This is a genomic window from Pseudomonas sp. BMW13, assembly GCF_013357275.1.
In the GTDB taxonomy this organism is placed as follows: Bacteria; Pseudomonadota; Gammaproteobacteria; order Pseudomonadales; family Pseudomonadaceae; genus Aquipseudomonas; species Aquipseudomonas khazarica.
The window spans coordinates 100,438-124,002 of sequence record NZ_SUKD01000013.1 but is presented as its reverse complement, the minus strand read 5'-3'; the positions used below and the strand labels follow the sequence as shown (position 1 = coordinate 124,002).

The window sequence follows — 23,565 nt, the reverse complement described above, 5'->3', positions numbered from 1 at the left end:
GGTTATGCCTGTACCACTGCGTTGGCTTTGGTTTGATGGTGCGCCTGCTCGATCCGCGCGATCTCTTCGGGCTGCACGTAGTAGTCGATGTCCTCGTCGTAGGAACGCACGATGAAGCTGACCACGGCACCGACCAGACCGACGATGGCGAGCCACCAGATGTGCCAGATCATGGCGAAGCCGAAGGCGATGACGAACGCCGACACGACCAGACCGTTGCCGGTGTTCTTCGGCATGTGGATCGGCTCGTAGTGCTCGGGCGCTGGCATCAGCTCGACGCCGTTCTTCTTCGCCTCATAGAAGGCGTCGATCTTGTCCGCCGTCGGGATGACCGCGAAGTTGTAGAACGGCGGTGGCGAGGACGTTGCCCATTCCAGGGTACGGCCATCCCACGGATCGCCCGTGACGTCGACGTTGTCCTTGCGCTTGATGTAGCTGGTGACGAACTGCACCACGGTGAAGACGATACCGATGCCGATCAGCACCGCACCGACCACGGCCACCTGCACCCACGGCACCCAGGCCGGGTTGTCGAAGTGGTTCAGGCGACGGGTCATGCCCATGAAACCGAGCACGTACAGCGGCATGAAGGCGAAGTAGAAACCGATCAGCCAGCACCAGAAGGAGTAACGGCCGAAGCGATCGAGCAGCTTGAAGCCGAAGGCTTTCGGGAACCAGTAGATGATGCCGGCCAGGTAGCCGAACACCGCGCCACCGATGATCACGTTGTGGAAGTGGGCGATCAGGAACAGGCTGTTGTGCAGCACGAAGTCCGCCGCCGGCACCGCCATCAGAACGCCGGTCATGCCGCCGATGGAGAAGGTCACCAGGAAGCCCAGGGTCATCCAGGTCATGGCGTTGAGTTGCAGACGGCCACGGAAGATGGTGAACAGCCAGGTGAAGATCTTCACCCCGGTGGGGATGGCGATGATCGAGGTCATGATGCCGAAGAAGGCATTGACGCTGGCACCGGAACCCATGGTGAAGAAGTGGTGCAGCCACACCACGAACGACAGCACGCCGATAGCCGCAGTCGCCCAGACCATTGAGGCATAGCCGAACAGGGTCTTGCGCGAGAAGGTCGCCACCACTTCGGAGAACACGCCGAACGCCGGCAGGATGAGGATGTACACCTCCGGGTGACCCCAGATCCAGAACAGGTTGGCGTACATCATCGGGTTGCCGCCCAGTTCATTGGTGAAGAAGTGGAAATCCAGGTAGCGGTCGAGCGACAGCATCGCCAGGGTCGCGGTCAGCGGAGGGAAGGCGCCGCAGATCAGGATGCAGGTGATCAGGATGGTCCAGGTGAAGATCGGCATCTTCATCAGGCTCATGCCCGGGGCACGCATCTTGAGGATGGTGGCGATGAAGTTGACCCCGGTCAGGGTCGTCCCCAGTCCCGATAGCTGCATGCTCCAGATGTAATAGTCCATGCCCACGCCCGGACTGTACTGGATGCCTGACAACGGTGGATAAGCCACCCAGCCGGTCTTGGCGAACTCGCCCAGGCCCAGCGACAGGTTGATCAGCAGCGCGCCACCGACGAACAGCCAGAAACTCAGCGAGTTCAGGTAGGGGAAGGCCACGTCACGTGCGCCGATCTGCAGCGGCACGACGATGTTCATCAGGCCGGTGACCAGTGGCATGGCCACGAAGATCAGCATGATGATGCCGTGAGCGGTGAAGATCTGGTCGTAGTGCTCGGGCGGCAGGTAGCCCTGCCCGTCACCGTGGGCCATGGCCAGGTGGGTACGCATCATGATCGCGTCGGCAAAGCCACGCACCAGCATGACCAGCGCAACGAGGATGTACATCACGCCGATTTTCTTGTGGTCCACCGAGGTGAGCCACTCGCTCCACAGGTAGCCCCACTTCTTGAAGTAGGTCACCGCGGCGAACACTGCCAGACCACCCAGCGCGACGATGGCGAGGGTGATCATGATGATCGGCTCGTGATACGGCACCGCATCCAGAGTCAGTTTTCCAAACATATTCACTCCTGCACCTCCGCTGCTTCGCGCATGGCCGTGCTGTGGGAATCCTTCAGGGTCACGTACTGGCCGATCACCTTGTTGAACAGGTTCGGCTCGACCTGGCCGAAGTAGCGGATCGGGTAGATCGGGTAGCGGTGGTTGACCATCTCGCCGGGCTCGCCCACCTGCTTGAACGCCGCGAAGTCCATGACCTCGGGCGACTGCCTGACCTTGTCGACCCACTGCGCGAAGACTTCATCGCTGACCGAGTGGGTGGTGAAGCGCATGGCCGAGAAGCCCTCGCCACTGAAGTTGCCGGACTGGCCGAAGAACTCGCCCTGTTCGTTGGCGATCAGGTTGAGCTGCGTGCGCTGGCCGCCCATGGCATAGATCATCCCGCCGAGCTGCGGGATCGACAGCGCGTTCATCACCGTGTCGGAGGTGATGTGGAAGGTCACCGGAGTCTTCTCCGGGATCACCAGCTCGTTGACCACGGCAACGCCCTGATCCGGGTAGATGAACAGCCACTTCCAGTCGAGCGAGACCACCTCGATGTTGAGTGCCGGCTTGTCCGATTCGATCGGGCGGTAGGGGTCGAGCGAGTGCGAGGTTTTCCAGATGATGACCGCCAGTACCGCGACGATGATCAGTGGAACACCCCAGACGACCAGTTCGATCTTGTGCGAATGTGCCCAGTCGGGCATGTAGGTGGCCTTCTCGTTCGACTCGCGATAACGCCAGCCAAACAGGAAGGTCATGATGATCACGGGTACGACCACGATCAGCATGAGTCCGATGGAGATCAGGATCAGATTGCCCTGCTCGACACCGATCTGCCCTTTCGAGTTGAACAGTGCCCAGTCACATCCACCGAGCGCTGAGCAGGCGATCGCCATCAGCAACCAGCGCACACAACGATGGTATTTCTCTTCTTTCATGTCACGACCTTCAACTGAGTGATGTCCCACATTCGGCTTCAGTCGCCGTGCGGCCCATCGAGCAAAAGGCCGGCAGCGGAAACTCTGAGCTTGAGCATCCGTGCAAGCGAAACGGTAAAACCGTGGGACGGGCGATCTTGAGGGCTGGGGCGCGCCCGCACAATTCATTAGCAACCTACTCATGAGCAAACTGACAGCCTCTTGCCGACATGTTTCGCAACAAATACGCAATGTTTTGAAACACCTTGCTGCGAGAACGCAGCAAAGACGCGCAGGGGTGCGACAAATGATCACACCCGCGTTTTAGAGCTGTTTGTCAGCAAATTGACAGGAATCATTGACATGCAAGATGTCGTCAGCTGACGGCGCCACAGCGCTTGACATCGAGGAAATTTCGGAGTTTTCGAGTGCGCATGCGAGGTGCGTCAGCCCTGCAGAAAGCTGGGCCTGGAAAGGCGCTCGCATCGAGGGACGGGGACGACTGGCGCGCAGCCCGGATGCAATCCGGGGCCACCACGGTCGGCAAAAAGCATCGCGGCTGAAGCCGCTCCCACGGGACAGCTGAGCGCCTGCAGCCGCCGCTTCAGGCGCGAACCACCGCATGAGCATGCCCCTGTAGCCGCCAAGCACCTGTAGAAGCGGCTTCAACCGCGATAGCTCTATCTGCCGAACCCGCATGCAAAGCAGGACGCCCCCTGCCCGCCCCGGATTGCATCCGGGCTACGCGATGACAGCCGGCAGGGGCGCTTCTGTGAGGATGGCCTCAACCACCCAGCACCGGGTGAGCACGCAGCCGAACGCCCCAGCCGCCACCACACACCTGTAGGAGCGGCTTCAGCCGCGATAGCGCTACCTGCCCAGCCCACATGCAAAGCATGTACGGACCCCCTGCCCGCCCCGGATTGCATCCGGGCTACGCAATGGCAGTTGGCAGGAGGGACTCCTGTGGGAGGGGCTTCTGTGGGAGGGGCTTCAGCCGCGACCAGCCTCACGGCCGGAGCCGAACGCCACCCAAGCCTCAGGATGCCCATTCACAAGCCACCGCCCTACTCCCGGCCCCCGCAGCCTGCCATCGCCGCTATTTCCAGGCGCAGTAGCAGCCCACGGCCAGACCGCTGGCCAGCGACACATGGCGCCCCTGGGTCAGCGCATCGAGCACCGGCTCGACGAAACTGTTGCTGGAATTGCACACCAGCCCCTCGCTGTAGGGACCGGCATAGGCCAGGTTGCCGTCGCGGTCCCAGATCGCCAGGGCCGGGCTGGCCGGCAGCGACTCCATGCCCTCGATGCCGGGCAAGGGTTTCATCCGCCCACGCAGGAAGGGCGCGATCTCACCCTTGCTGCCAGGTTTCTGCACGCTGTAGAACTCGACATCGGCATTGCGGTGCAAACCGATCAGGTAACGCAGGTGCGCATCGGTCTCCGCGTTGCAGGGGCAGTCAGGGTCCCAGAAGTGCACCACGCGAATGGGCCCCGGGCCTGCCAGCGAGGCGGGAAGCTTCAGGCCGTCCTGGCTGAAGATCACCGTCTGCTCTGCATAGGGACGCAGGTAGGCGGCGCCGCTGAGCCACCAGATCAGCACCACGAGCCCCAGCGCCAACACGCAGAACCCCACCACGAAGTGCTTGAAACTCAGGCGTTGCAGCAGGCTCATGGCTGATGGCCGAACTTGCGCTGGAACTGCTTTTCCATCTCCTGGCAGCTTTCAACGGTGAAGCTGCGCTCCGTGGCATCGGCGCTCTTCCAGCAGGCTTCGATCGCCTCGCGCTCGGCGGCTTCGATCTCGCCATCCTGCGGACGCGTCATGATGTAGATGAGACCGACGAACACCAGCACGACGAACAGCAGACCCGCCAGGAACAGGCCGAGGCAGCCACGGCGCCCCAGTCCGACGTTTTCATCATTCACGCTCATGCTTCTCTCTTTGCCAATTCACAGTGGATGCATCCTGTCCGTTCGGCGATGCGGACATCGCCGAACGGCACCGACTTTCAACCCTCGACCAGCATCCACTGCTTGTTCAGGCGCTTGTCCGAAACCGCCATCTTCGTCCCCAGCTGCTGGGCGAACAGCGACACGCGGTACTCCTCCAGCATCCAGCGGTACAGCACCAGCTGCGGGTCGCGCTTGCCTTCCTGGAGGTGCTTGGCGGTGCGCGCCTGGTACTGCTCCCAGTAGCCGCTCAGCTCACCGGTCCACACGCGGTCGCGCTGCACCTGCGCGCCGACCTTGTCCAGGCGCTGCTCGATGGCCTTGAGGTAACGCGGCACTTCCTTGAGCCACTCGCCCGGCGTTTCACGCACGAAGCCGGCGTAGACCAGGTTGCCCAGTTGCTGCTTGATATCGTTGAGCGCCATGGCCTGGGCCAGATCGATCTTGCCCTTGAAGCGCTTGAGCAGACCGTGGTGCAGCTTGAGGATCTCCAGCGCCAGGCGGGCGATGCGTTCGGCATACACCGTCCAGTCACCACGCTTGCGCTCGGCCAGTTGCGCCAGCGCCGCACCGTCGCGCGGCAGCGTTACCTCGCCGTCGAGGATGCAGGCATCCAGGCTGGCCAGCAGAATGTCCTCGACCAGCGCCTCGACCCGACCCAGCTCGCGATACAGCAAGCCCAGCTCGGTCAGCCCCGGCAGCTTGCCGCGCAGGAACTTGGCCTGCTCGCTCAGCTGCTGCAGCAACAGACGCTGCAGGGCACGGCGATGCTGATAGTCGGCCTCGGCCTGGGTCGGGAAGCGCCCTTCCTTGACCACCCCGGCCTCTTCCACTAGCGCCGGATAAACCGTCATGGAAAGACCGGCAATCTTCTGCTGAGCCTTCTCGGCGACTTCGGCGAAGGCCTTGGCCTCCAACGTCTTCGGCGCCTTGTCCTGCTGCGGGATGGCCAGCGCGGCCTGGCTGGCCTCGGCGAAACGCGCGGTCAGCTCGGCCAGGTCACGGCCCTCGCCGAGGAACTTGCCACGCGCATCGACCACCTCGATGTTCATCTTCAGGTGACTCTCCAGACTGTCGGCCGCTTCCGCCCAGGCCTCGTCGGAGACCCGCGCGCCGGTCATGCGCAGCAGCTCGGCGCCCAGCGCGTGCGGCAGCGAACCCTGACCGAAGTGCAGCTTGTCCAGCGCCGCACCGACGAAGTCCGGCACCGGCACGAAGTTCTTGCGCAGCGCCTTGGGCAGGCCACGCACCAGCGCCACGCACTTGGCCTCCAGCAGGCCTGGCACCAGCCAACCCAGGCGCTCGGGCTGCAATTGCGGCAGCAGCGGCGCCGGTACGCGCAGGGTCACGCCGTCACGCGGGTGATTGGGCTCGAAGTGATAGGACAGCGGCAGCTGCAGCTCGCCGATGTGCAAGGTGTCCGGGTACTGCGCAGCGGTCACCTCCCTGGCATCACGGGCCAGGGCGTCCTCCTCGCGCATGATCAGGAGCTGCGCATCGCTGGCGCTGCCCTTCTTGTACCAGCTCTCGAAACTGGCGGCCTGGTAGATATCCTGCGGGATGCGCGCCTCGTAGTAACCGAACAGGGTCTCCTCGTCAGCGAGGATGTCACGGCGACGCGACTTCGCTTCCAGCTCGTCGAGGCGTTCGAGCAACTGCCGGTTGGCGGTCAGGCAGCGCACGCGGCTGTTGATCTCGCCACGCACCAGGCCCTCGCGAATGAACATCTCGCGTGCCACCGGCGGATCGATGGGGCCGTAGTGCACGGGCCGGCGACCGACGATGATCAGCCCGTAGAGGGTGACCTGCTCGTAGGCCACCACCTGGCCACGCTTCTTCTCCCAGTGCGGCTCCAGGTGGTTCTTCTTCACCAGATGCGCCGCCAGCGGCTCGATCCAGTCCGGCTCGATCTTCGCCACCATGCGCGCGAACAGCTTGGTGGTTTCCACCAGTTCGGCCGCCATCACCCAGGTGGGCTTCTTGCGCCCGATCACGCTGGACGGATGGATCCAGAAACGCCGCTGACGCGCACCGAGGTAGTCGCCCTCTTCGGTCTTCTGGCCGATCTGGCTGAGCAGGCCGGCGAGAATCGCCTTGTGCACGGCGGCGTAGTTCTTCGCCCGTACCGCCGCCTCGCTGGCCTCGGCCTGCTGGCGGGCGATGGCGTTGACGCGGGTGTCCCTGGTCGGCGTCAGGCTTTGAGCCTTTTCGTAGGGTGGATGGCCGGAGCCATCCACCTTGGTGGACGCGTTATCCGCCTTGCGTGCGCCTTTGCCGCTCAACTGCAGGTCACGGGCGATCAGCACCAGCTGCCGATGCGCATCGCGCCATTCGCGCAGGCGCATGTAATTGAGGAAGTTCTTCTTGCACCAGGTGCGTAGCGGGTTGCTGCCCAGCTCCTGGCGTTTTTCCTCGAAGCCGCGCCACAGGTTGATCAGCGCGGCGAAGTCGGAATCCACGTCCTTCCATTGCGCGTGCGCCTGATCGGCCGCCTGCTGACGATCCATCGGTCGCTCACGCGGGTCCTGCACCGACAGCGCGGCGGCGACGATGAGGATTTCCTCCAGGCTGCCCTGCCTGGCGCCTTCCAGCACCATGCGCCCCAGGCGTGGGTCGATGGGCAGGCGCGCCAGTTGCCGGCCGATGGGGGTCAGCTGGCTTTCGCGGTTGACCGCAGACAGCTCCTGCAGCAGGTTGAAGCCATCGCTGATGGCCTTGCCGTCTGGCGGCTCGATGAAGGGGAAGTCCTCGATGCTGCCCAGGCGCAGGTGCAGCATCTGCAGGATCACCGCAGCGAGGTTGGTACGCAGGATCTCCGGGTCGGTGAACTCGGGACGGCCGAGGAAATCCTCCTCGCTGTACAGGCGGATGCAGATGCCCGGTTCGACCCGGCCGCAGCGGCCCTTGCGCTGGTTGGCACTGGCCTGCGACACCGCCTCGATGGGCAGGCGCTGGACCTTGGCGCGGTAGCTGTAGCGGCTGATGCGCGCCGTACCGGAGTCGATCACGTAACGGATGCCCGGCACCGTCAGCGAGGTCTCCGCGACGTTGGTGGCCAGCACCACCTTGCGCCCCGGCATGGGCGCGAAGATCTTCTGCTGCTCGGCCGGCGTCAGCCGCGCATACAAAGGCAGCACCTCGGTAAAACGCAGATTGGCCTTGCGCAGCACCTCGGCGGCCTCGCGAATCTCACGCTCGCCGGGCAGGAATACCAGCACGTCGCCCGGGCGCTTGCCGACGCTCTGTTCGTGCGCGGCAATCTCGTCCAGCGCGGCGAGGATGCCCTGGTCGACGGTGAGGTCATCGAGCAGGCTCTCGCCCTCCTCGTCCACCTCGGCCGCCAGCGGCCGGTACCAGGTTTCCACCGGGTAGGTGCGACCGGACACCTCGATGATCGGCGCATCGTTGAAGTGCTTGGAAAAGCGCTCCAGATCGATGGTCGCCGAGGTGATGATCAGCTTCAGATCCGGGCGACGCGGCAGCAGGGTCTTCAGGTAGCCGAGCAGGAAGTCGATGTTGAGGCTGCGTTCGTGCGCCTCGTCGACGATGAGGGTGTCGTACTTTTCCAGAAAGCGGTCATGCTGGGTTTCGGCGAGCAGGATGCCGTCGGTCATCAGTTTGATCAGCGTGCCGTCCTTGCTCTGATCCTCGAAGCGCACCTGATAGCCGACCAGCTCGCCCAGCGGCGTGCCGATCTCTTCCGCCACGCGGGTAGCGACACTACGCGCCGCCAGCCGGCGCGGCTGGGTGTGACCGATCAGGCCATGCACGCCCCGGCCGATCTCAAGGCAGATCTTCGGCAACTGGGTGGTCTTGCCCGAACCGGTCTCGCCGGCGATCACCACCACCTGGCTCTTTTCCAGCGCGGCCTTGATCTCGTCGCGCTTGGCCGCAATCGGCAGCGCATCGTCGTAACGCATCGCCGGGATGCTGCTGCGCCGCGCGGCCACCTTATCGCTGGACGCCTGAAAACGCTCCAGCCACTGCGCCAGCTTGGCCTCGTCGGGCTGCTTCTGCAGCTCATGCAGCTGCCGGCGCAAGCGATGACGCTCGGCGATCATGACGTGGTCGAGATTGTTCTGCAGGGTGGCGATGTCAGTCATCTGGATCAGGGGCAATCAGGGCAAAGGCGGGATTGTCGCAGATTACGGTGCATCGCGTAGATGGGCATTGATAGATAATCGGAAGATGTGAGTTTCAGGAGGTGCCGCATCTGAACATCAGACTAGCATTTCATGAAATGCCTAAGCCGGCCAAAGCAGGTATCATGCTGCAACACATACGTTAGCTGTTAGTGCTTCTCTGAAAAGAAGGCAATGCTAGCCCTTTACATCTATTAGAGATGGATCATTGTATGAATACACATGACGAGAACTTTACCTTTGAAGACATTGCTCCAACTGATCAACAAGAAGATGAAAACGATCTAGACCAGAACATTGATTATAGAAACGCAGTAGTAATGAATGCCGACTGGACAATCGGCACCATATACCAACAGGTTTCTCGCGAGAACATTGTCCTTGATCCAACATTCCAACGACGCGAAGCATGGGACGACACTCGCAAGAGTCGACTTATTGAATCCATCATCGTAGGCGTACCAATCCCGAATATCGTTCTCGCAGAAGCGAAGGAAAATCGCGGCCACTTCATGGTGATTGATGGCAAGCAGCGACTACTTGCAGTCATGACATTTATGTCTGGAAACCTGACATTGCGAGGCCTAGACCTTAGACAAGACCTCAATGGATTAAATTTTTCAAGCTTACCATTTCAAGATAGAGACTACTTTGAAAACAGCACCATTCGAGCCACCATCGTCAGAAACTGGCAAGATGAGAACTTCCTCTATGCAATGTTTTATCGGCTCAACAGTGGAAGCCTACAACTATCACCACAAGAACTAAGAAAAGCTCTTGTAGGAGGGAAATTACTAGATGCCATTGACGAATACATCTTCCACAGCGATGCATTCAAGTCAGTCTTTGGCGAAAAGCTTGACAAAAGAATGAGGGACTCTGAGTTAGTACTACGCTTCATTGCTTTTGATTCAGACATCGAACACTACAATGGAAACCTAAAGCACTTCCTTGACGAAGCCACCAAAAAATATGAATCAAATTGGAGCGCACTATCGCAAGACCTCATCAAAAAATTTGACCGCCTAAACCTGGCACTAGAAACTTCTTACACCATCTTTGGAAGCAATGCATTTAAAAAATACAGTGAAAAAGGATACGAGCGCCGCATTAACCGGGCAATTTTCGACTCTGTAGCAAGAAGTTTTTCGGAGCCACATGTATCCCAATGGGCTATAGAAAACCCCCAAGAAGTTATTACTTTGTACGAAGAAGTTTGCCTAGACCCTGACTTCAGAAGCGCCATCGAGAAAACAACCAAAACGCGCGAAGCCACTTTTGCTCGCATACACTTATGGGGCAAAAAAATAGCCGATGCAATGGGAGCCAAATACGAGGAAGCTAGCGCAAGGATTCGCTAAATGCCAGTCAGTATTTACTTCCAAGACCTAGCCCAGAATTGCGCCTCTCTTGAAGCCAAATTCATAACACAACAACTTCATGACGAGCTCAAAGATTTCGCATCCTTTACTGCAGACACGGAATATCTAGCCGCATATAGATTCCTTGTCCACGCAGAAATTGAGGACTACTTAGAACGCAAAGCAAGGGCTCACTTAGACACTCTAAAAACACAAGTAAAGACAAAACCTCGCCCCAAAATCTCAAGCCTACATTGGGTATATCGACATTGCTCGTACTTCGACATAACCCTACCGAAAGACTATCAATTTAACGAATCAGTTTTCTTTGGAAAAATCGAAGAAGCAATTACCAAAGCAGAAGAAGCCTTAAGTAAAAACAATGGAATCAAAGGCGAAAGCTTCAAACTGGCAGCATTCATACTAGGTTACGAACTAGATGAGCTAGACCAAGGATTAATAATAATGCTAAATGCGTTTGGCGAAGCCAGAGGAACAATTGCTCACCGTGGACTACCCAGAGTTCGACAAACAATAAACCTACCATCTGTCGAAAAAAACGATGTGGACAAAATAATTGCAGGTTTAAAAAGCTTCTTCAACGAAAACTAGCGAATAATCAGGGACAGACCACGATATTAATATTGCTACCCGAGCGCTTTTGGCCGAAAGCAGCCACCTCCACACCTTGCCCTCTCCCCTCACCCCGCGCTACAGTCCGCCCCGTCACGGTCAATCCCGTGACCGGGTGTGGTAGCCCGATTCACACGAAGGCGCGGTAGCACCATAGTCGAGAGCAGGCGCTTTTTTTGTGCCTGCTGTTTTCTCGCGCATTTATGGCGGGCCGTGTGAGGCAGGCTTCGGCCTGGCCGGCGTCCTTCGTGGGTCGGTCTACCACCCTTGCACGGTCCGCCTCCATTTCGTGTGGTAGCGAATGGAACGCGGCTCCTTAAATCCACGAAGGAGCATAAGGAAAATGCACTATCCCCCTTTTACCCAAGGGCTCCGCCCTGGGCTGCTGGCTGTCGTGTCGACTTCCATTCTGGAGGTGCTACATGGCCAAGTCTGAATCCGTCGTTATCCCCTTCCCTACGCCACGCAATCCGTTGCATAGCCATGTGGCCGACGAGTGTCCGTTGCAGGCAGCAGCCGAGTATCGAGCAGCGTTGCTGACCAAGCTGTTGCGGCGGATGCCGGAGCCGGAGTTGGCAAGTACCACCAGTGCGCTGTTGAGCGAGTTGATCGTGCTCTACCGCCGGGCCATCGCCCAGGCAGCCGGGAGGGCCGAGCATGATTGAGCTGCAACGCTACCTCACCCACCTGCCCGGCCATGATGGGCAACCGCCTGCCGAATTTGGCTGGAATGCAGATTGCCAAGCGAGCTTCGGCCACGGCGTGCAAACAGCCCAGGCCTGGCTGGACGACACCAACAGCGGCTGGCTCTGGGCCAATCTGTTGCTGGAGCGGCAGCTGTACCCGCCGGGCGCACAGCGCCATGCCTTCGAGCTGGGCTTTCTCAGCCGCATCCAACAACGCCTGTGCTCGCCGCAAGGCGGCGGGCACCTTGCCTTGCGGACGGAATTGAGGTTGTAGCTGTCGGAGTCAGAGGTCTATCCACTTATACCTAGCGGCTCGGGCGAGCCTTAAATCGTGCCGCCTTCGAGGCCATTCCCCTGGCTACTCGAGGCCTAGCTGGAGCGGTGCGGTGGGCGGTACATAGCCGCTCAGCTCGCTCCAGCCCTCCGTAAAAGCGCTGCCATCTTGCACCGATGCCAAGGTCGCGCCGATCTTGTACTGGATATGAGCAGCGCTGATGGTCTCTTTGGTGGTGGCGGCGTTTCCCTGGGACACATCGACCATCGGATTGACGACATGGGCGAGATCCACCCGCAGTATCGCCAGGGCTTCGTACTGGCCGTTGGCAATATGGGTCGCGTAGCTGGAGTACTCTGTTCTGAACTGGCTCTCGGCAAATAGGTACACACGATGCCGGGTTATCTCCTGTTCGTTATCCGCTACCAGTTCTTGATAAGCATAGGAGAGCTCACTGAGGAAATGACTGTAGTACCTTGACAAGTCCAGGGTGTCGATACGCCGATATTCGTTATCCAGGAGGGGCTTCGCCCTCGCCAGCTTATTCAGGTTGGGTAGATCCTTGGGCAATGGCTTTTGCTTCTTGTTTGCCAATTTTGCCCTCGCGTCGAGCCTAGCCTGCCTCTCATCCATCAGGTCATCGTCAAAAGGCACGCGAGCGTGTCGGAGTGCGCCGATGTACGCAGTAAGAATCTCTTCAAGGTCGGCGTCCGCTGCAACGAGGCCCTTGTTTTCTGGAATGTCCGCGCCCGGGGCATAGGGGACCTCTTCGACTTCGGCAAAATCCCTGTTGGAGAACGCGATTCTTACCCGCACCGTGCTTTGGAGGATCGTGTGGTGGGCGTAGCCCTGCTCCGCCAACTTTTTCAGGAATTTCTTGAAGCCAGCCAGGAGCTTGCTTTCGCGTTTGTCGATCCGGTTCTGCTGCGTGGCGCCTAGGGCTCTGGAAGCCGGACGCCTGGATGCAGGCGCCATCCCAACGTCGCGGATACCTACCAGATTGGCCTTGTTCGTCGCGTGGTACAGATAAGGCATATGCACTTCCTTGGCTCGTATATGCAGCAGTACTTTGAGGGCTGAGCTGCCGAGTCAGCTCGCTTCGTGCAGAAGCTTAGGCCACGAACCGAAAAAGGGCTTGCGGGCTGAACGGCAATGGTCTGAAGGGAGGCGGATTTACGTCTCGACGCTGAACGTCCGCTGCTTGTCGATAGCAAATAGCCAGGCCATCCGCCGCAGCGGTGGATGAAGAAGGCCTTATCCACCCTACGGCACTGCGAACTGGATTACGCCTGGTCTTTGGCGATGCTTTTTTACGTGCATCGCTCACAAAACCGAGCATCCACTATGCGATGCGCAAGACTTTGCACATAGGCCGTTGATTAAGATCAGACGCTGAAAAGGATCAGGCCAAGCACTACCCTGCGCACTGGCCATCGCATGGAGCACCGGACGATGAGCGGTTACGTTCCCAATAATCGCGACGAGCGCAAACCACCACCAACGCCGCCTTACAACGGCGACTTCAATACCCAGCCAGCAAGGACGGTTGAAGGAACGACGAGCGCGACAAATACCAGCCTGGTTGGTATCCGTTTCGTATGGGACAACGGCGAGTGCCTCGATGCCAATATCCCGTTCAGCCTGCAACCTGCCGAAGGCAATGTACTGAAAGGTGCGCTGAATGCCCAAGGCTGCGTCATGCAGACCATTCCCGGGCGTGAGTACGAGGCGCAACTACTGGCGGATGTCGAAGTAGATGCCCACGTAGCAGCAGCACGCACGGAGTTACAGGGTGTTCTGGATGAAATAATCACTGCGGAACAAGCCGAGGCTGCCAAGCTGCAAGCGATTCAAAACGAACGCAGTGCAGCCATGAATGCGCTCCACAAAGGCCTGGCCTTTGGCAAAGGACTGTTCATGGCCGGCGTGGGCATGGTCGACTCAGCCATGCAGCTCAATGACCTGATCAGCCCCCATACCTACTTATCAAATGCACTGCGCTCCGCTTGGAATGCCGATGCCAGCGATGGCAGTTGGATGGACTCGTTCCGTCAGAACTTTACTGCTGAGCAGCATCGAGAGTTGGTCGAAGCACTGGGTTTCGACCCGTCAAGCATCACACGCGAACAGCTCGCACAAGCCTACGAGATTGCGAACTTCATCTACGACGATGCGCCGAGCAAGGCAATGCTCGGGCGCTTCGCCGTGGATTACGCAAAAGCACAAAACGCTGAAGAAATCGCCGAATTCAGCGGTGGAGCTGCGTTCGAAATCGTTCTGACTGCTGTGCTCGCGGTATTGACTGGCGGTGCGTTCCTGGCAGCCAAAGCCGCCACATCTCTGCGCCATCTCAAGCTATTGCAACGACTCGGCAACGCGCTAACCAAACTGGCAGCAGCGCTGAGACGAGCGAGGATAAAAGCAGGTGGCAAAGCCAGAGGGAACGGAACGGGGGCACAGACGGTAGAGCTGCCAAGGCCTGAAGGAGTAAAAGCAGATAGCTTCCCGCGAACAGAGACCACTCCCCCTACAGATATAAAACCGAGAACACCTGTTCACTCTCAATACCCAGACGGAACCACAGTTATGGAGGGCCAGCAACCAGGAAAAGTCAAAGGGCCGATTAGTGAATCGCCACACTCTGTTATCCAGTGGGATGAAACAAACAACCGAGTTTATAAGGCCAGAGAATATGGCGCAGATGGCGTGCCTATCCGTGATATAGACTTTACCCACCCTACTTACCCAAACGGAAAGTTAAGGCCCGATCACTCGGTACCAGAGCAACACATTTATATACCTAATGACCCGAATAACCCCAAAGCTGGTTATAAACGCGGAAAGGGACAACCCTTGGAGTTTCCATGATCTTATCTATGCCCGCTTGGACAGGTGACCACTACATAAGCCTTGCAGAGATACTGCTCTGCCTTGGTAAATCACTGGCCGATCTACAGTGGTACGTCAAAATTACCGAGATAGCGCCAGAGCCAGGTGCTGAGCAGCTTGAAGCGCTATCCCCCACTACAGCACTCAGTATTTTTGAGCTACTACATCTGGTCACGCCCGGTATTCAAATCATCGACGGAGAGATCACGGCAACGGATGAGAGCGGCAAACAGCAGCTCTTGCTGCGTGCCGTCGATAGCTCGTCATGGGATGTGGAAACTGACCTTGAGCATATTCTCAGTACGCTGGAAGACTCATACCCGGAGCTGACGCATATTGAATAGCGAGGGTGCAGGCCGCGTGAGCATTGACGATCAGAACATGGCCTTGGCCATGCTCACTCAGGCCATGCTCGGCGCCATTTCCAGCAACTTCCGCATGGTGGCCATCGATCAGGATCACCCGGTATGGCTCATTTCCTTCTTTCTCGGAAAAGACTCGGCAGCCGACCGAGAGGAGATCGAGGAGATTATCAGTACCTTCGAGGTCGGAATGATGGATGTCGATATCCCTTGCGCGGGATTCAAAGCCGAGGTGCTTGTGATCCCGGCAACCCAACCGCTTCCAGAAACACCGGGCGTAAAGGTGTTTCTCAAACGCGAAGCGCAGTGACGCCACAAGCCGGCACTGCGCAGAATCGCCAATGGCACTCGGGGCGGATCGGAACGCCGAGCGCTCCTAGCAACACCAACAGGTAGCCCGGACATCCGCAGCAACGGTGGATGAAAACAGCGTCATCCACCCTACGGCACCCTCGGGTAGGGTGGACAACGCGAAGCTTGTCCACCGCTCCTGCGCAACGAAAAAGGGGGCAGACCGGTTCAGTCTGCCCCCTTTTCTATCGCCGCCCTTTTCAGGCCACCGCAGCCGCTACCGCCCTGGAACGCCAGGCAAAACCCAACACCATCAACAGCCCCAGCCCCGCCATCGCCGCGCCGGCCAGGGAGATCGCCGGATAGCCCAGCCCGACCTTGATCACCGCGCCGCCCAGCGCCGCGCCAATCGCGTTGCCCAGGTTGAAGGCACCGATATTCACCGCAGAAGCCAGGTTGGGCGCATCCTTGGCCGCCTCCATCACGCGCATCTGCAGCGGCGGCACGATGGCGAAGCTGGCGATACCCCAGATCAGGATGGCCACGGCAGCCGGCAGCGGCCAGCGCATCAGCACGGTGAACGCCAGCAGCACCAGGATCAGTGCACTCAACGAAACGATCAGGGTACGGTCGACCGAACGGTCCGCCGCCTTGCCACCCCACATGTTGCCCAGCGTCAGGCCCACGCCGTACAGCACCAGCATGGCGGTGATGAAGGCGGTCGAGGCATGGGTTTCGCTGCTGAGGATCGGTGCGATATAGGTGAATACGGTGAACATGGCACTCGAACCGACCACCGTCAGCGCCAGCGCGGCCAGCACCGGGCCTCGGCCCAGCACGCGGATTTCGGCCAGCACGCCATCGCTCTTCGGCAGTGGCACGTTGGGCAGTGCGAACCACAGCGCCAGCATCGCCAGCACGCCCAGGCCGGTAATGCCCCAGAACGCGGTGCGCCAGCCGAACACTTCGCCAAACCAGGCGGCCAGCGGCACGCCGCCGATGGTCGCCAGGGTCAGGCCCATGAACATCGCCGCCACCGCGCCGGCGCGCTTGTCCGGCGCCACCACGCTGGCGGCGACGATGGAGCCGACGCCGAAGAAGGCGCCGTGGTTCAGCGAGGTCACCACCCGGGCAGTCAGCAGGGTGTAGTAGTCGGTGGCCAGGGCCGACATCAGGTTGCCCAGGGTGAAGATGGCCATCAGGCCGATCAGCAGGTAGCGCCGGGGAATCCTGCCGGTGGTCAGGGTCATCAGCGGCGCGCCGAGCAGCACGCCCAGCGCATAGGCGCTGACCAGCAGCCCGGCGGCGGGAATGGAAACGCCGAGATCGGCGGCGATACCCGGCAACATGCCCATGGGCGAGAACTCGGTGACGCCGATGCCGAAGGCACCGATGGCGAGTGCAACAAGGGGTGGATTGATACGCATGCAAAGGCTCCTCATCTATGCCGCGAATGCTAGGATCCAAACCTTGAACGCGGTAGATGGCATTTCTGGCAAACACCTTTGCCTATGGAGCACAAATGGATTTCAACGGCAGGTCAGGCGAAATGCTCGTGTTCGTCACCGTCGCGGAGCAAGGCAGCCTGTCGGCCGCCGCTCGCGCACTGGGGCTGACACCTTCGGCCGTCAGCCGGATCATCGCGCGCACCGAACAGCGCCTCGGCGCCCGCCTGCTGCTGCGCACCACCCGCGCGCTCACCTTCACCGCCGAGGGTGAAGCCTACCTGCGCGGCGCGCGGCGCATCCTCGCCGACCTGGCGGAAGTCGAAGAGGCCATTGCCGATCAGGGCGTACCACGGGGCCGCCTGCGTGTGAGTGCAGCCCTCGGCCATGGCCGGATGACCATCGTGCCGCTGGTCGCGGCCTTCATTGCCCGCTATCCGAACATCACCGTCGACCTGTCGCTGGGCGACGAGGTGGTCGACATTCTCGGCGGCCAGGCCGACGTGGCGGTGCGCTTCGGCCACCTGCCCGACAGCCCGCTGACTGCCCGTCGCATCGGTGAAACCGGCCAGGTGGTGGTGGCCTCCCCCGCTTACCTGGAACGCCATGGCACGCCGCAGCAACCGGAAGACCTGCTGCAGCACAACTGCCTGCGCTTCAACTTCCGCCGCGCCGAGCCGAACTGGCCCTTCATCCGCGAAGGCCAGGGGTTTTCCCTGAAGGTCTGCGGCAACATCGAATGCAGCAGCGGCGAGGCGCTGGCGCAACTCGCCCGCGAGGGTGCGGGCATCACGCGCATCGGCGAGTTCAGCGTGACCGAGGACCTGCAACGCGGCGATCTCGTGCCACTGCTGCAGGCCTTCAACCCCGGCGACCGGGAACCGATTCACGCAGTGTTCGTCGGTGGCACCGCCATGCCGGCGCGGGTGCGGGTATTCGTGGATTTCCTGGTTGAACAGCACAGCATGTGAACGACGCAAGCGTACCGAACCAGCGAACCGACGACGACTCAGGGAGCACGGGGCAGCAGCGCTGCTGCCAGCTCGTCCAGATCGACAGAGGCACGATTGAGATAGAACTCGGCTCCGCCGCTGCCAGCGATGCGGCCGTTGGCCGCCTGCTGCAGTAGCGGACGCACGAACAGGTAGCTGGCCCTTATCTTCGTCAACAGCTCGGCCTGATCGACGTGACGCGCAAGCAATGTCTCGAAACGCCGGACGATCGCCTGGTCGAGGTCCCGTGCCCGCTCGGGCGTGAGTGTCAGGCCGCTCTTTCGTGGCAGTGGATACAGCCGAATCTGGTAGTCCAGCAGAAGCGCGGCCAGCGCCTGGCTCTGCACCTGCAGCTCGGCGGCAGCCGGATCAGGCTCCGCACCGGCATAGACGACTGAGACGGCCTGATGCAGTTGCTGCTGATGGTCGAGCAGTTGCTGGATCAGCTCCGGGTAGCGTTCGCGCTCGGCTGCCGGCAGATGATCGAGGGTGTCGAAAACCGCCTTGATGGCCCGCAACGGCTGCGCAAAGGCTTCTGGCTGGCCGAGCTGCACCCAGTAGGTCTCCATCAGGTTCAGATGCTCGTAGGTAGCGCTCAGGCCTCGCGGGTCGGGTCTGCGCTCCGCCGGATTGAAGTAGAGCATCGCACTCGCGCACATCAGTTGGCTGCGACTGAGGATCTCGCTCAAGGTCCCCGCGCTGCGGGCGTCCCCCCAGACCAGCGGACAGATCAGGCATAGCAGCAATAGCAGCGATGGCTTTCGCACAGTCCTTACCCCCGGTTCTTGTTCTTGTGGCGGTCTACGCGCTGCAGCAAGCAGGTCATTGCCGCAGTACGGTGACCAGCAACGCAGCAGGGTTCCTGGATGGACCAGAGGTCACCGACCGATGCCTGGACAATAATTGCGCCCCAAGCAGGCGACATACTCCAAATGAGGGGCGACAGGCCTGTCCCTGGCATGGGGCCAATATTCAGGAGGGGTGAGACTCCTGCGTCGCACAGGGGTTCTATCCATGCCGTCACGAGCCTGGATCAGCGACTCGGCTGATGGAACGCCAGGAAACGGCGGCAGCGTCCCCACGGGCAATTGCCCGGCGCATGGCGACGCGGAATATCACGGGCGCGGGCCCAGGCAGGAGCGCAGCCGCACCACCTAGCCCTGCGCCTCCTCCTCGCGCGCCTTCACCCCCGCCAGCAACTTGCCATGCAACGCATGCAACGTTCGCTGCTCGTCGGCGGTCAACCCTGCAAGCACGCGCTGCAGGTTGGCCACATGCGCCGTGATGATGCCGTCGATCAGCTCGAAGCCCGCCGGCGTCAGCGCCACCAGGACACCGCGACGGTCGCTGGGATGCTTGCGCCGCTCGATCAGACCGGCCTTTTCCAGGCGGTCGATGCGGCTGGTCATGCCCCCCGAGGAAATCATCGCGCTCTCGTACAGCGCAGTCGGCATCAACGCATAGGGTTCACCCGAACGGCGCAGGGTGGCGAGCAGGTCGAACTCACCGGCCTGCAGGCCATGCTCGGCGAAGAACGGCAGCAGGTGATCGCGGCTGATCAGCAGGCTCAACTCCCCCAGGCGGCCAATGACGGCCATGGAGAAAGCATCGAGATCGGGTCGTTGCTGCTGCCACTGCTCGGCAGCCAGTTGTGCGCGGTCTTGCATGTCGCCCTCGATTTATCTTGCCATCAAGATACTTTTCAAAAAGAATGTCGCCATCGTAACGTATTCACGCCAAGGAGGCATCCCCATGCCAGGTTCACGCTCCAGATCATTTCTGGCCCTGTCACTGCTGTTCACCATCGGCGCGCTGATGGGACTGACCACCAATCTGGTGAAGATCGCCGGCACGCAAGGCTGGCCACCTCTCGCCTACCTGCTGTGGAGCCTGCTCGGCAGTGGCCTGCTGCTGCTTGCGCTCAGCTGGCTGCGCGGTGAGCGGCCCGGCCTGGGCGCCAACTCGCTGCGCTACTACCTGGCCTCCGGTCTGCTCAGCATCACCCTGCCCAATGGCCTGATGTTCAGCTCGATCCCGCACGTCGGCGCCGGCTTCGCGGCCATGTGCCTGGCCTTTCCGCCCCTGGTTACCTACCTGCTGGCCCTGGCCCTGCGCATGGAGGGCCCCAGCCGGATTCGCCTGCTGGGCATCTGCGTCGGCCTGCTCGGCAGCGTGCTGCTGGCGCTGGGCAAACTGCACAGCGGCGACAGCCCCTACCTGTGGGTGCTGGCGGCGCTCTGCGTGCCGGTGTTCCTCGCCCTGGGCAACATCTACCGCTCCCGCTACTGGCCACAAGGCGCCAGCCCGCTGTCTCTGGCGCCCGGCATGCTGCTCGGCGGCGCCTTGCTGCTGCTCCCCCTGAGCGGGCTGGGGTTCGATCTGCAACCCCGTCTGCACGATGCCACCGCGATCGCTCTGCTGGCCGGACAGATGGCCCTGTTCGCCATGGTCTACGCGCTGTTCTTCGTGCTGCAGAAGCTCGCCGGCGCGGTGTTCCTCAGCCAGATAGGCTCGGTGGCGGCGATCATCGGCGCGGCCATGGCCATCGGCCTGTTCGGTGAGAACGGCAGCCTGTCGATGCTGCTGGCCGCCGTGTGCATCGTCGGTGGCGTGCTGCTGGTCGCCTCGCGCGGTACCAAGGAGGCCCAAGCATGAAACGCCAGGCTCTGTTACTGCTCGCCATCGTCCTGCTCGGCCTCAACCTGCGGCCGGCGCTGGCCGCCATCGGCCCGCTGCTCGACCGCATCCAGCGCGATACCGGACTGGATCACGTCGCCGCCAGCCTGCTGACCAGCGTGCCCGTGGTCATCATGGGGCTCGGGGCGCTGGCCTGCGGCCCTCTGCGCAGGCGCCTTGGCCACAACGGCGGGATTCTGCTCGGTGTGCTGCTGATCGCCCTCGCCTCGCTGCTGCGCGGTCTGTTGCCCGCAGCCTCTACGCTGCTCGTCAGTGCGGTGCTGGCTGGCGCGGGCATCGCCTTCGTCCAGGCCCTGCTACCCGGTCTGATCAAGTCGCGCTTCGCCGCCGACAGTGGCCGCCTGATCGGCTTCTACAGCTGCGCGATCATGGCCGGCGCTGCGTTCGGTGCGGCCTTCACCCCCTGGCTGGCCCAGTCGCTGGGCTGGGCCTGGGCCCTGGCAGGCTGGACGCTGCCCGCCCTGCTGGCGGCAGCGGTGTGGCGTCGCGCCGCGCCCTCCGCTGGCGCAAGCGCTGTCGCCAGCGCCCCGCCACTGGTGACCTGGCGCTGGCCCCGGGCCTGGCTGCTGATGAGCTTCTTCGGCATCGGCACCGCCGGCTACACCCTGGTGCTGGCCTGGCTGCCGCCCTACTACACCGCCCTGGGCTGGAGCGCCCAGGCCAGTGGCCTGCTGCTGGCCGCGCTGACCCTGTGCGAGGTCGTCGCCGGTCTGCTGCTATCCAGCCTGCTGCCGCGCTTTCCTGACCGCCGGCCGCTGCTGGCGGCGGTGCTGCTGTCGCTGCTGGCCGGCCTGATCGGCCTGATCGGCCTGCAGCTGGCGCCGGAAACCCTGGTGGTGCCCGTCGCCCTGCTCCTGGGGGTCGGTATCGGCGGCCTGTTCCCGCTGTCGCTGGTGGTGGCCCAGGATCACCTGGACGATCCGCGGCAGACGGCGGATCTGCTGGCTTTCGTCCAGGGCGGCGGCTATCTGATCGCGGCGTGCGCACCGCTGCTGGCGGGTCTGCTACGGCACTACAGCACGGACCTGAGCCTGAGCTGGCAGCTGATGGCGCTGGCCACCCTGGTGCTGATGGTCATGGCCGTGCGCTTCAGCCCGCCTCGGCAACAGCGTCCGCTGGACGCGCTGACGGACTGAAGCGCCCGGCACTCAGACGCGGAACTGGCCGACCAGGCCCTGCAGGCGCCCGCCCAGGCCGTCGAGATCACGAGCGGCCTGCGCGCCCTGCTCCGCATCGCTGGCGACCTCGTCCACCGCGACGGCAATCTGGTGCACGCTGCGGTTGATCTCTTCGGCCACGGCGGTCTGCTCCTCGGCAGCACTGGCGATCTGCGCGTTCATCGAGTTGATGGTGCCGATCAACACCGCGATGCTGTCCAGCGCCTCGCCGGCATGGCTGGCCTGCTCGCGGGTGCTCTCGCCCATCTGACTGGCGCGCTGCATCGCCGCCACGGCCTCGCCCGTGGCATTCTGCAGACGGTCGATCATGCCCTGGATCTCCCCAGTGCTCTGCTGGGTACGGCTGGCCAGGGCGCGGACCTCGTCGGCCACCACGGCGAAGCCACGCCCCGCCTCACCGGCTCGCGCAGCCTCGATGGCCGCATTGAGGGCCAGCAGGTTGGTCTGGTCGGCGATCGCACGAATCACCTCCAGCACGCTGACGATGCCCTGTACGTCGCGACGCAGGCTGTCCAGTGACTCGCTGCTGCTGCGCACCTCGCCGACCAGGTCGTGGATATGGGCGATGCTGCCATCCACCACGCGCTTGGCATCCTGGCCCTGCTGGTCGGTCTCGCGCGCCGCCTCGGCGGCACGCTGGGCACTCTGCGCCACCTCGTGGGCCGCAGCGGACATCTCGTTGATGGCGGTGGCGACCTGATCGGTCTCCTGACGCTGCCCGGCCATCGCCTGTTCGGAGCGCTGTGCCTGACTGGACACGCCACCGACCAGACCGAAGAGCTGATCGGTGGTCACCGATACCTGCTGCACCAGCGCATGAATCTTGGCGACGAAGGCGTTGAACGAACTCGCCAGCTCGCCCAGCTCATCCTGGCTGGTGACCGGCAGGCGCTGGGTCAGGTCGCCCTCCCCGGCCGCCATGTCATCGAGCTTGCTCTTGATCAGCTGCACCGGCTTGGTGATCGACGCCGCCAGCGGCAGGGACAGCAGGGCCAGCACCAGCAGCAGGCCGATCGCGGAGCCGGCCATGACCATCAGCAGGCGGTCGACGCTGTGCTGGAACTGCGCCCTCGCCGCCTGGACATCCCGCTCGACCCCGTCGAGATTGACCGAGGTGCCGAAGACCATCTTCCACTTGGGCAGGTAGTGCGAGTAACCGACCTTGGCCACCAGCACCTTGCCGTCGCCCAGCACGAAGCTGTAGTCGACGTAGTGGCTGCTATCCATGCCGGCTCGCACCAGCTCACGAATGGCATAGACGCCATTGGGGTCGCGGTAGCCGCTGAAGTCCTCGCCGATGCGGTCGTTGGTATTGCCCTGCAGCACGCGATGGACGTTGCTGTCGTAGCCCCAGAAATAGCCATCCGCCCCGTAGGACAGGCGCTTGAGAACCTCGACGGCCTGGGCGCGCGCGTTCATGTCGCCATCGGCGGAGGCCTGGTACAGCGGATCGATCGCGTTGACCGCCAGTTCCACGTACTGCTTGATCTCCGCCTTGCGGTCCGCCACCAGCTTGGCCCGGGTCTGCGCCTCCTGCTGGTCGGCCAGATTGCCGAGGACGACGAACGCGATGGAGCTGAGCAGCAGGGTCAACAGGCAGATAGGACCAAACGCCAGCAGCAGCACTTTGGAACGCAGACGCAGAGAGAAGATCATGGGCAGTACACCTTTACCGGCGCTTTGATGTTATAGAGCCGGCATATTGCCAATATGACGGCGTCAAAAAAACAGAGAAAAGCAAAAACTGGTATGACCAGCCTCGTCTCATAATG

General features: G+C 61.6%; 20 protein-coding genes and 1 pseudogene. 10 read left to right on the top strand and 11 right to left on the bottom strand.

Features of this window, described 5'->3' with window-relative positions; genetic code table 11:
* Positions 1-2: 2 nt before the first annotated feature.
* From cyoB to hrpA, 5 genes are all read right to left on the bottom strand, one after another.
* Positions 3-1,991 carry a cytochrome o ubiquinol oxidase subunit I gene (gene cyoB, locus E4487_RS11175; protein WP_037048823.1) on the bottom strand — a complete coding sequence of 663 codons (1,989 nt, stop codon included), beginning with the start codon at positions 1,989-1,991 and terminating at the stop codon, positions 3-5.
* A gap of 2 nt (positions 1,992-1,993) precedes the next feature.
* The gene (gene cyoA, locus E4487_RS11170) at positions 1,994-2,911 is read right to left on the bottom strand and encodes a ubiquinol oxidase subunit II (RefSeq protein ID WP_175253360.1); all 918 of its coding nucleotides are present in this window, start codon (positions 2,909-2,911) and stop codon (positions 1,994-1,996) included.
* Positions 2,912-3,989: 1,078 nt separating this feature from the next.
* The gene (locus E4487_RS11165) at positions 3,990-4,565 is read right to left on the bottom strand and encodes a DUF6436 domain-containing protein (protein WP_037048830.1); all 576 of its coding nucleotides are present in this window, start codon (positions 4,563-4,565) and stop codon (positions 3,990-3,992) included.
* On the bottom strand, positions 4,562-4,825 hold the full coding sequence (locus tag E4487_RS11160) for a hypothetical protein (protein WP_047586290.1): 264 nt from the start codon (positions 4,823-4,825) through the stop codon (positions 4,562-4,564). Before E4487_RS11160 ends, E4487_RS11165 begins: the two co-directional genes overlap by 4 nt.
* 77 nt (positions 4,826-4,902) lie before the next feature.
* On the bottom strand, positions 4,903-8,946 hold the full coding sequence (gene hrpA, locus E4487_RS11155; protein WP_175253359.1) for an ATP-dependent RNA helicase HrpA: 4,044 nt from the start codon (positions 8,944-8,946) through the stop codon (positions 4,903-4,905).
* Positions 8,947-9,197: 251 nt separating this feature from the next.
* On the opposite strand from hrpA, the gene E4487_RS11150 reads away from it, so the two are divergent.
* The 4 genes from E4487_RS11150 to E4487_RS11135 all read left to right on the top strand — a co-directional run bounded on the left by E4487_RS11150 (position 9,198) and on the right by E4487_RS11135 (position 11,939).
* Positions 9,198-10,346 (top strand): DUF262 domain-containing protein, encoded by a 1,149-nt coding sequence (locus E4487_RS11150; protein WP_175253358.1) that lies wholly within the window; start codon positions 9,198-9,200, stop codon positions 10,344-10,346.
* Positions 10,347-10,958, top strand: coding sequence for a hypothetical protein (locus E4487_RS11145; protein ID WP_175253357.1), 612 nt, complete (start codon positions 10,347-10,349; stop codon positions 10,956-10,958).
* A gap of 443 nt (positions 10,959-11,401) precedes the next feature.
* Complete coding sequence (locus tag E4487_RS11140; RefSeq protein WP_175253356.1) at positions 11,402-11,644, top strand: hypothetical protein; 243 nt, start codon at positions 11,402-11,404, stop codon at positions 11,642-11,644.
* Positions 11,637-11,939 carry a LasR-specific antiactivator QslA gene (locus E4487_RS11135; protein WP_175253355.1) on the top strand — a complete coding sequence of 101 codons (303 nt, stop codon included), beginning with the start codon at positions 11,637-11,639 and terminating at the stop codon, positions 11,937-11,939. Before E4487_RS11140 ends, E4487_RS11135 begins: the two co-directional genes overlap by 8 nt.
* Positions 11,940-12,023: 84 nt before the next feature.
* Here the strand turns inward: E4487_RS11135 and E4487_RS11130 are convergent, their stop codons facing one another.
* Positions 12,024-12,974 carry a hypothetical protein gene (locus E4487_RS11130; RefSeq protein ID WP_175253354.1) on the bottom strand — a complete coding sequence of 317 codons (951 nt, stop codon included), beginning with the start codon at positions 12,972-12,974 and terminating at the stop codon, positions 12,024-12,026.
* 417 nt (positions 12,975-13,391) lie between these two features.
* On the opposite strand from E4487_RS11130, the gene E4487_RS11125 reads away from it, so the two are divergent.
* From E4487_RS11125 to E4487_RS11115, 3 genes are read left to right on the top strand one after another with little or no spacing between them, the layout of a single operon-like run.
* The gene (locus E4487_RS11125) at positions 13,392-14,807 is read left to right on the top strand and encodes a hypothetical protein (protein WP_175253353.1); all 1,416 of its coding nucleotides are present in this window, start codon (positions 13,392-13,394) and stop codon (positions 14,805-14,807) included.
* Entirely contained in the window at positions 14,804-15,172 is a 369-nt protein-coding gene (locus E4487_RS11120; protein WP_175253352.1) for a hypothetical protein, read from the top strand. Before E4487_RS11125 ends, E4487_RS11120 begins: the two co-directional genes overlap by 4 nt.
* 16 nt (positions 15,173-15,188) lie before the next feature.
* On the top strand, positions 15,189-15,500 hold the full coding sequence (locus E4487_RS11115; protein WP_175253351.1) for a hypothetical protein: 312 nt from the start codon (positions 15,189-15,191) through the stop codon (positions 15,498-15,500).
* 241 nt (positions 15,501-15,741) lie between these two features.
* On the opposite strand, the gene E4487_RS11110 is transcribed toward E4487_RS11115, so the two are convergent.
* A complete protein-coding gene (locus E4487_RS11110) occupies positions 15,742-16,908 on the bottom strand; it encodes an MFS transporter (RefSeq protein WP_175253350.1) in 1,167 nt (388 codons plus the stop codon).
* Positions 16,909-17,003: 95 nt separating this feature from the next.
* Between E4487_RS11110 and E4487_RS11105 the strand changes: the two genes are divergently transcribed.
* A complete protein-coding gene (locus E4487_RS11105) occupies positions 17,004-17,897 on the top strand; it encodes a LysR family transcriptional regulator (protein WP_175253349.1) in 894 nt (297 codons plus the stop codon).
* Positions 17,898-17,935: 38 nt separating this feature from the next.
* On the opposite strand, the gene E4487_RS11100 is transcribed toward E4487_RS11105, so the two are convergent.
* Positions 17,936-18,607, bottom strand: a complete 672-nt coding sequence (locus E4487_RS11100) for a hypothetical protein (RefSeq protein ID WP_134676288.1) — start codon at positions 18,605-18,607, stop codon at positions 17,936-17,938.
* Positions 18,608-19,072: 465 nt separating this feature from the next.
* Positions 19,073-19,585, bottom strand: a complete 513-nt coding sequence (locus E4487_RS11095; RefSeq protein ID WP_175253348.1) for a MarR family winged helix-turn-helix transcriptional regulator — start codon at positions 19,583-19,585, stop codon at positions 19,073-19,075.
* A gap of 85 nt (positions 19,586-19,670) precedes the next feature.
* Here E4487_RS11095 and E4487_RS11090 point away from each other — a divergent pair, with 85 nt between their 5' ends.
* Positions 19,671-20,573 carry a DMT family transporter gene (locus E4487_RS11090; RefSeq protein WP_175253347.1) on the top strand — a complete coding sequence of 301 codons (903 nt, stop codon included), beginning with the start codon at positions 19,671-19,673 and terminating at the stop codon, positions 20,571-20,573.
* Positions 20,570-21,751: a cyanate transporter gene (locus tag E4487_RS11085; protein ID WP_175253346.1), complete on the top strand. Its 1,182-nt coding sequence runs from the start codon at positions 20,570-20,572 to the stop codon at positions 21,749-21,751. The genes E4487_RS11090 and E4487_RS11085 overlap by 4 nt, the downstream gene beginning before the upstream one ends.
* A 12-nt stretch (positions 21,752-21,763) precedes the next feature.
* On the opposite strand, the gene E4487_RS24860 is transcribed toward E4487_RS11085, so the two are convergent.
* Together E4487_RS24860 and E4487_RS24855 are read right to left on the bottom strand one after the other, a co-directional pair.
* Complete coding sequence (locus E4487_RS24860) at positions 21,764-22,519, bottom strand: methyl-accepting chemotaxis protein (protein WP_373921520.1); 756 nt, start codon at positions 22,517-22,519, stop codon at positions 21,764-21,766.
* A gap of 102 nt (positions 22,520-22,621) precedes the next feature.
* Positions 22,622-23,449 (bottom strand): annotated as a pseudogene (locus E4487_RS24855) (cache domain-containing protein); the annotation flags it as partial.
* Between the last annotated feature and the right edge of the window lie 116 nt (positions 23,450-23,565).

Bases quoted from the DNA above. Each gene is read 5' to 3' on its own strand.
- E4487_RS24860 (WP_373921520.1), bottom strand. From the start codon at position 22,519: ATGGCCGGGCAGCGTCAGGAGACCGATCAGGTCGCCACCGCCATCAAC.
- E4487_RS11145 (WP_175253357.1), top strand. From the start codon at position 10,347: ATGCCAGTCAGTATTTACTTCCAAGACCTAGCCCAGAATTGCGCCTCT.
- E4487_RS11090 (WP_175253347.1), top strand. From the start codon at position 19,671: ATGCCAGGTTCACGCTCCAGATCATTTCTGGCCCTGTCACTGCTGTTC.
- E4487_RS11085 (WP_175253346.1), top strand. From the start codon at position 20,570: ATGAAACGCCAGGCTCTGTTACTGCTCGCCATCGTCCTGCTCGGCCTC.
- cyoB (WP_037048823.1), bottom strand. From the start codon at position 1,991: ATGTTTGGAAAACTGACTCTGGATGCGGTGCCGTATCACGAGCCGATC.
- E4487_RS11150 (WP_175253358.1), top strand. From the start codon at position 9,198: ATGAATACACATGACGAGAACTTTACCTTTGAAGACATTGCTCCAACT.
- E4487_RS11110 (WP_175253350.1), bottom strand. From the start codon at position 16,908: ATGCGTATCAATCCACCCCTTGTTGCACTCGCCATCGGTGCCTTCGGC.
- hrpA (WP_175253359.1), bottom strand. From the start codon at position 8,946: ATGACTGACATCGCCACCCTGCAGAACAATCTCGACCACGTCATGATC.
- E4487_RS11125 (WP_175253353.1), top strand. From the start codon at position 13,392: ATGAGCGGTTACGTTCCCAATAATCGCGACGAGCGCAAACCACCACCA.
- E4487_RS11120 (WP_175253352.1), top strand. From the start codon at position 14,804: ATGATCTTATCTATGCCCGCTTGGACAGGTGACCACTACATAAGCCTT.
- E4487_RS11095 (WP_175253348.1), bottom strand. From the start codon at position 19,585: ATGCAAGACCGCGCACAACTGGCTGCCGAGCAGTGGCAGCAGCAACGA.
- E4487_RS11140 (WP_175253356.1), top strand. From the start codon at position 11,402: ATGGCCAAGTCTGAATCCGTCGTTATCCCCTTCCCTACGCCACGCAAT.
- E4487_RS11105 (WP_175253349.1), top strand. From the start codon at position 17,004: ATGGATTTCAACGGCAGGTCAGGCGAAATGCTCGTGTTCGTCACCGTC.
- E4487_RS11135 (WP_175253355.1), top strand. From the start codon at position 11,637: ATGATTGAGCTGCAACGCTACCTCACCCACCTGCCCGGCCATGATGGG.
- cyoA (WP_175253360.1), bottom strand. From the start codon at position 2,911: ATGAAAGAAGAGAAATACCATCGTTGTGTGCGCTGGTTGCTGATGGCG.
- E4487_RS11130 (WP_175253354.1), bottom strand. From the start codon at position 12,974: ATGCCTTATCTGTACCACGCGACGAACAAGGCCAATCTGGTAGGTATC.
- E4487_RS11160 (WP_047586290.1), bottom strand. From the start codon at position 4,825: ATGAGCGTGAATGATGAAAACGTCGGACTGGGGCGCCGTGGCTGCCTC.
- E4487_RS11165 (WP_037048830.1), bottom strand. From the start codon at position 4,565: ATGAGCCTGCTGCAACGCCTGAGTTTCAAGCACTTCGTGGTGGGGTTC.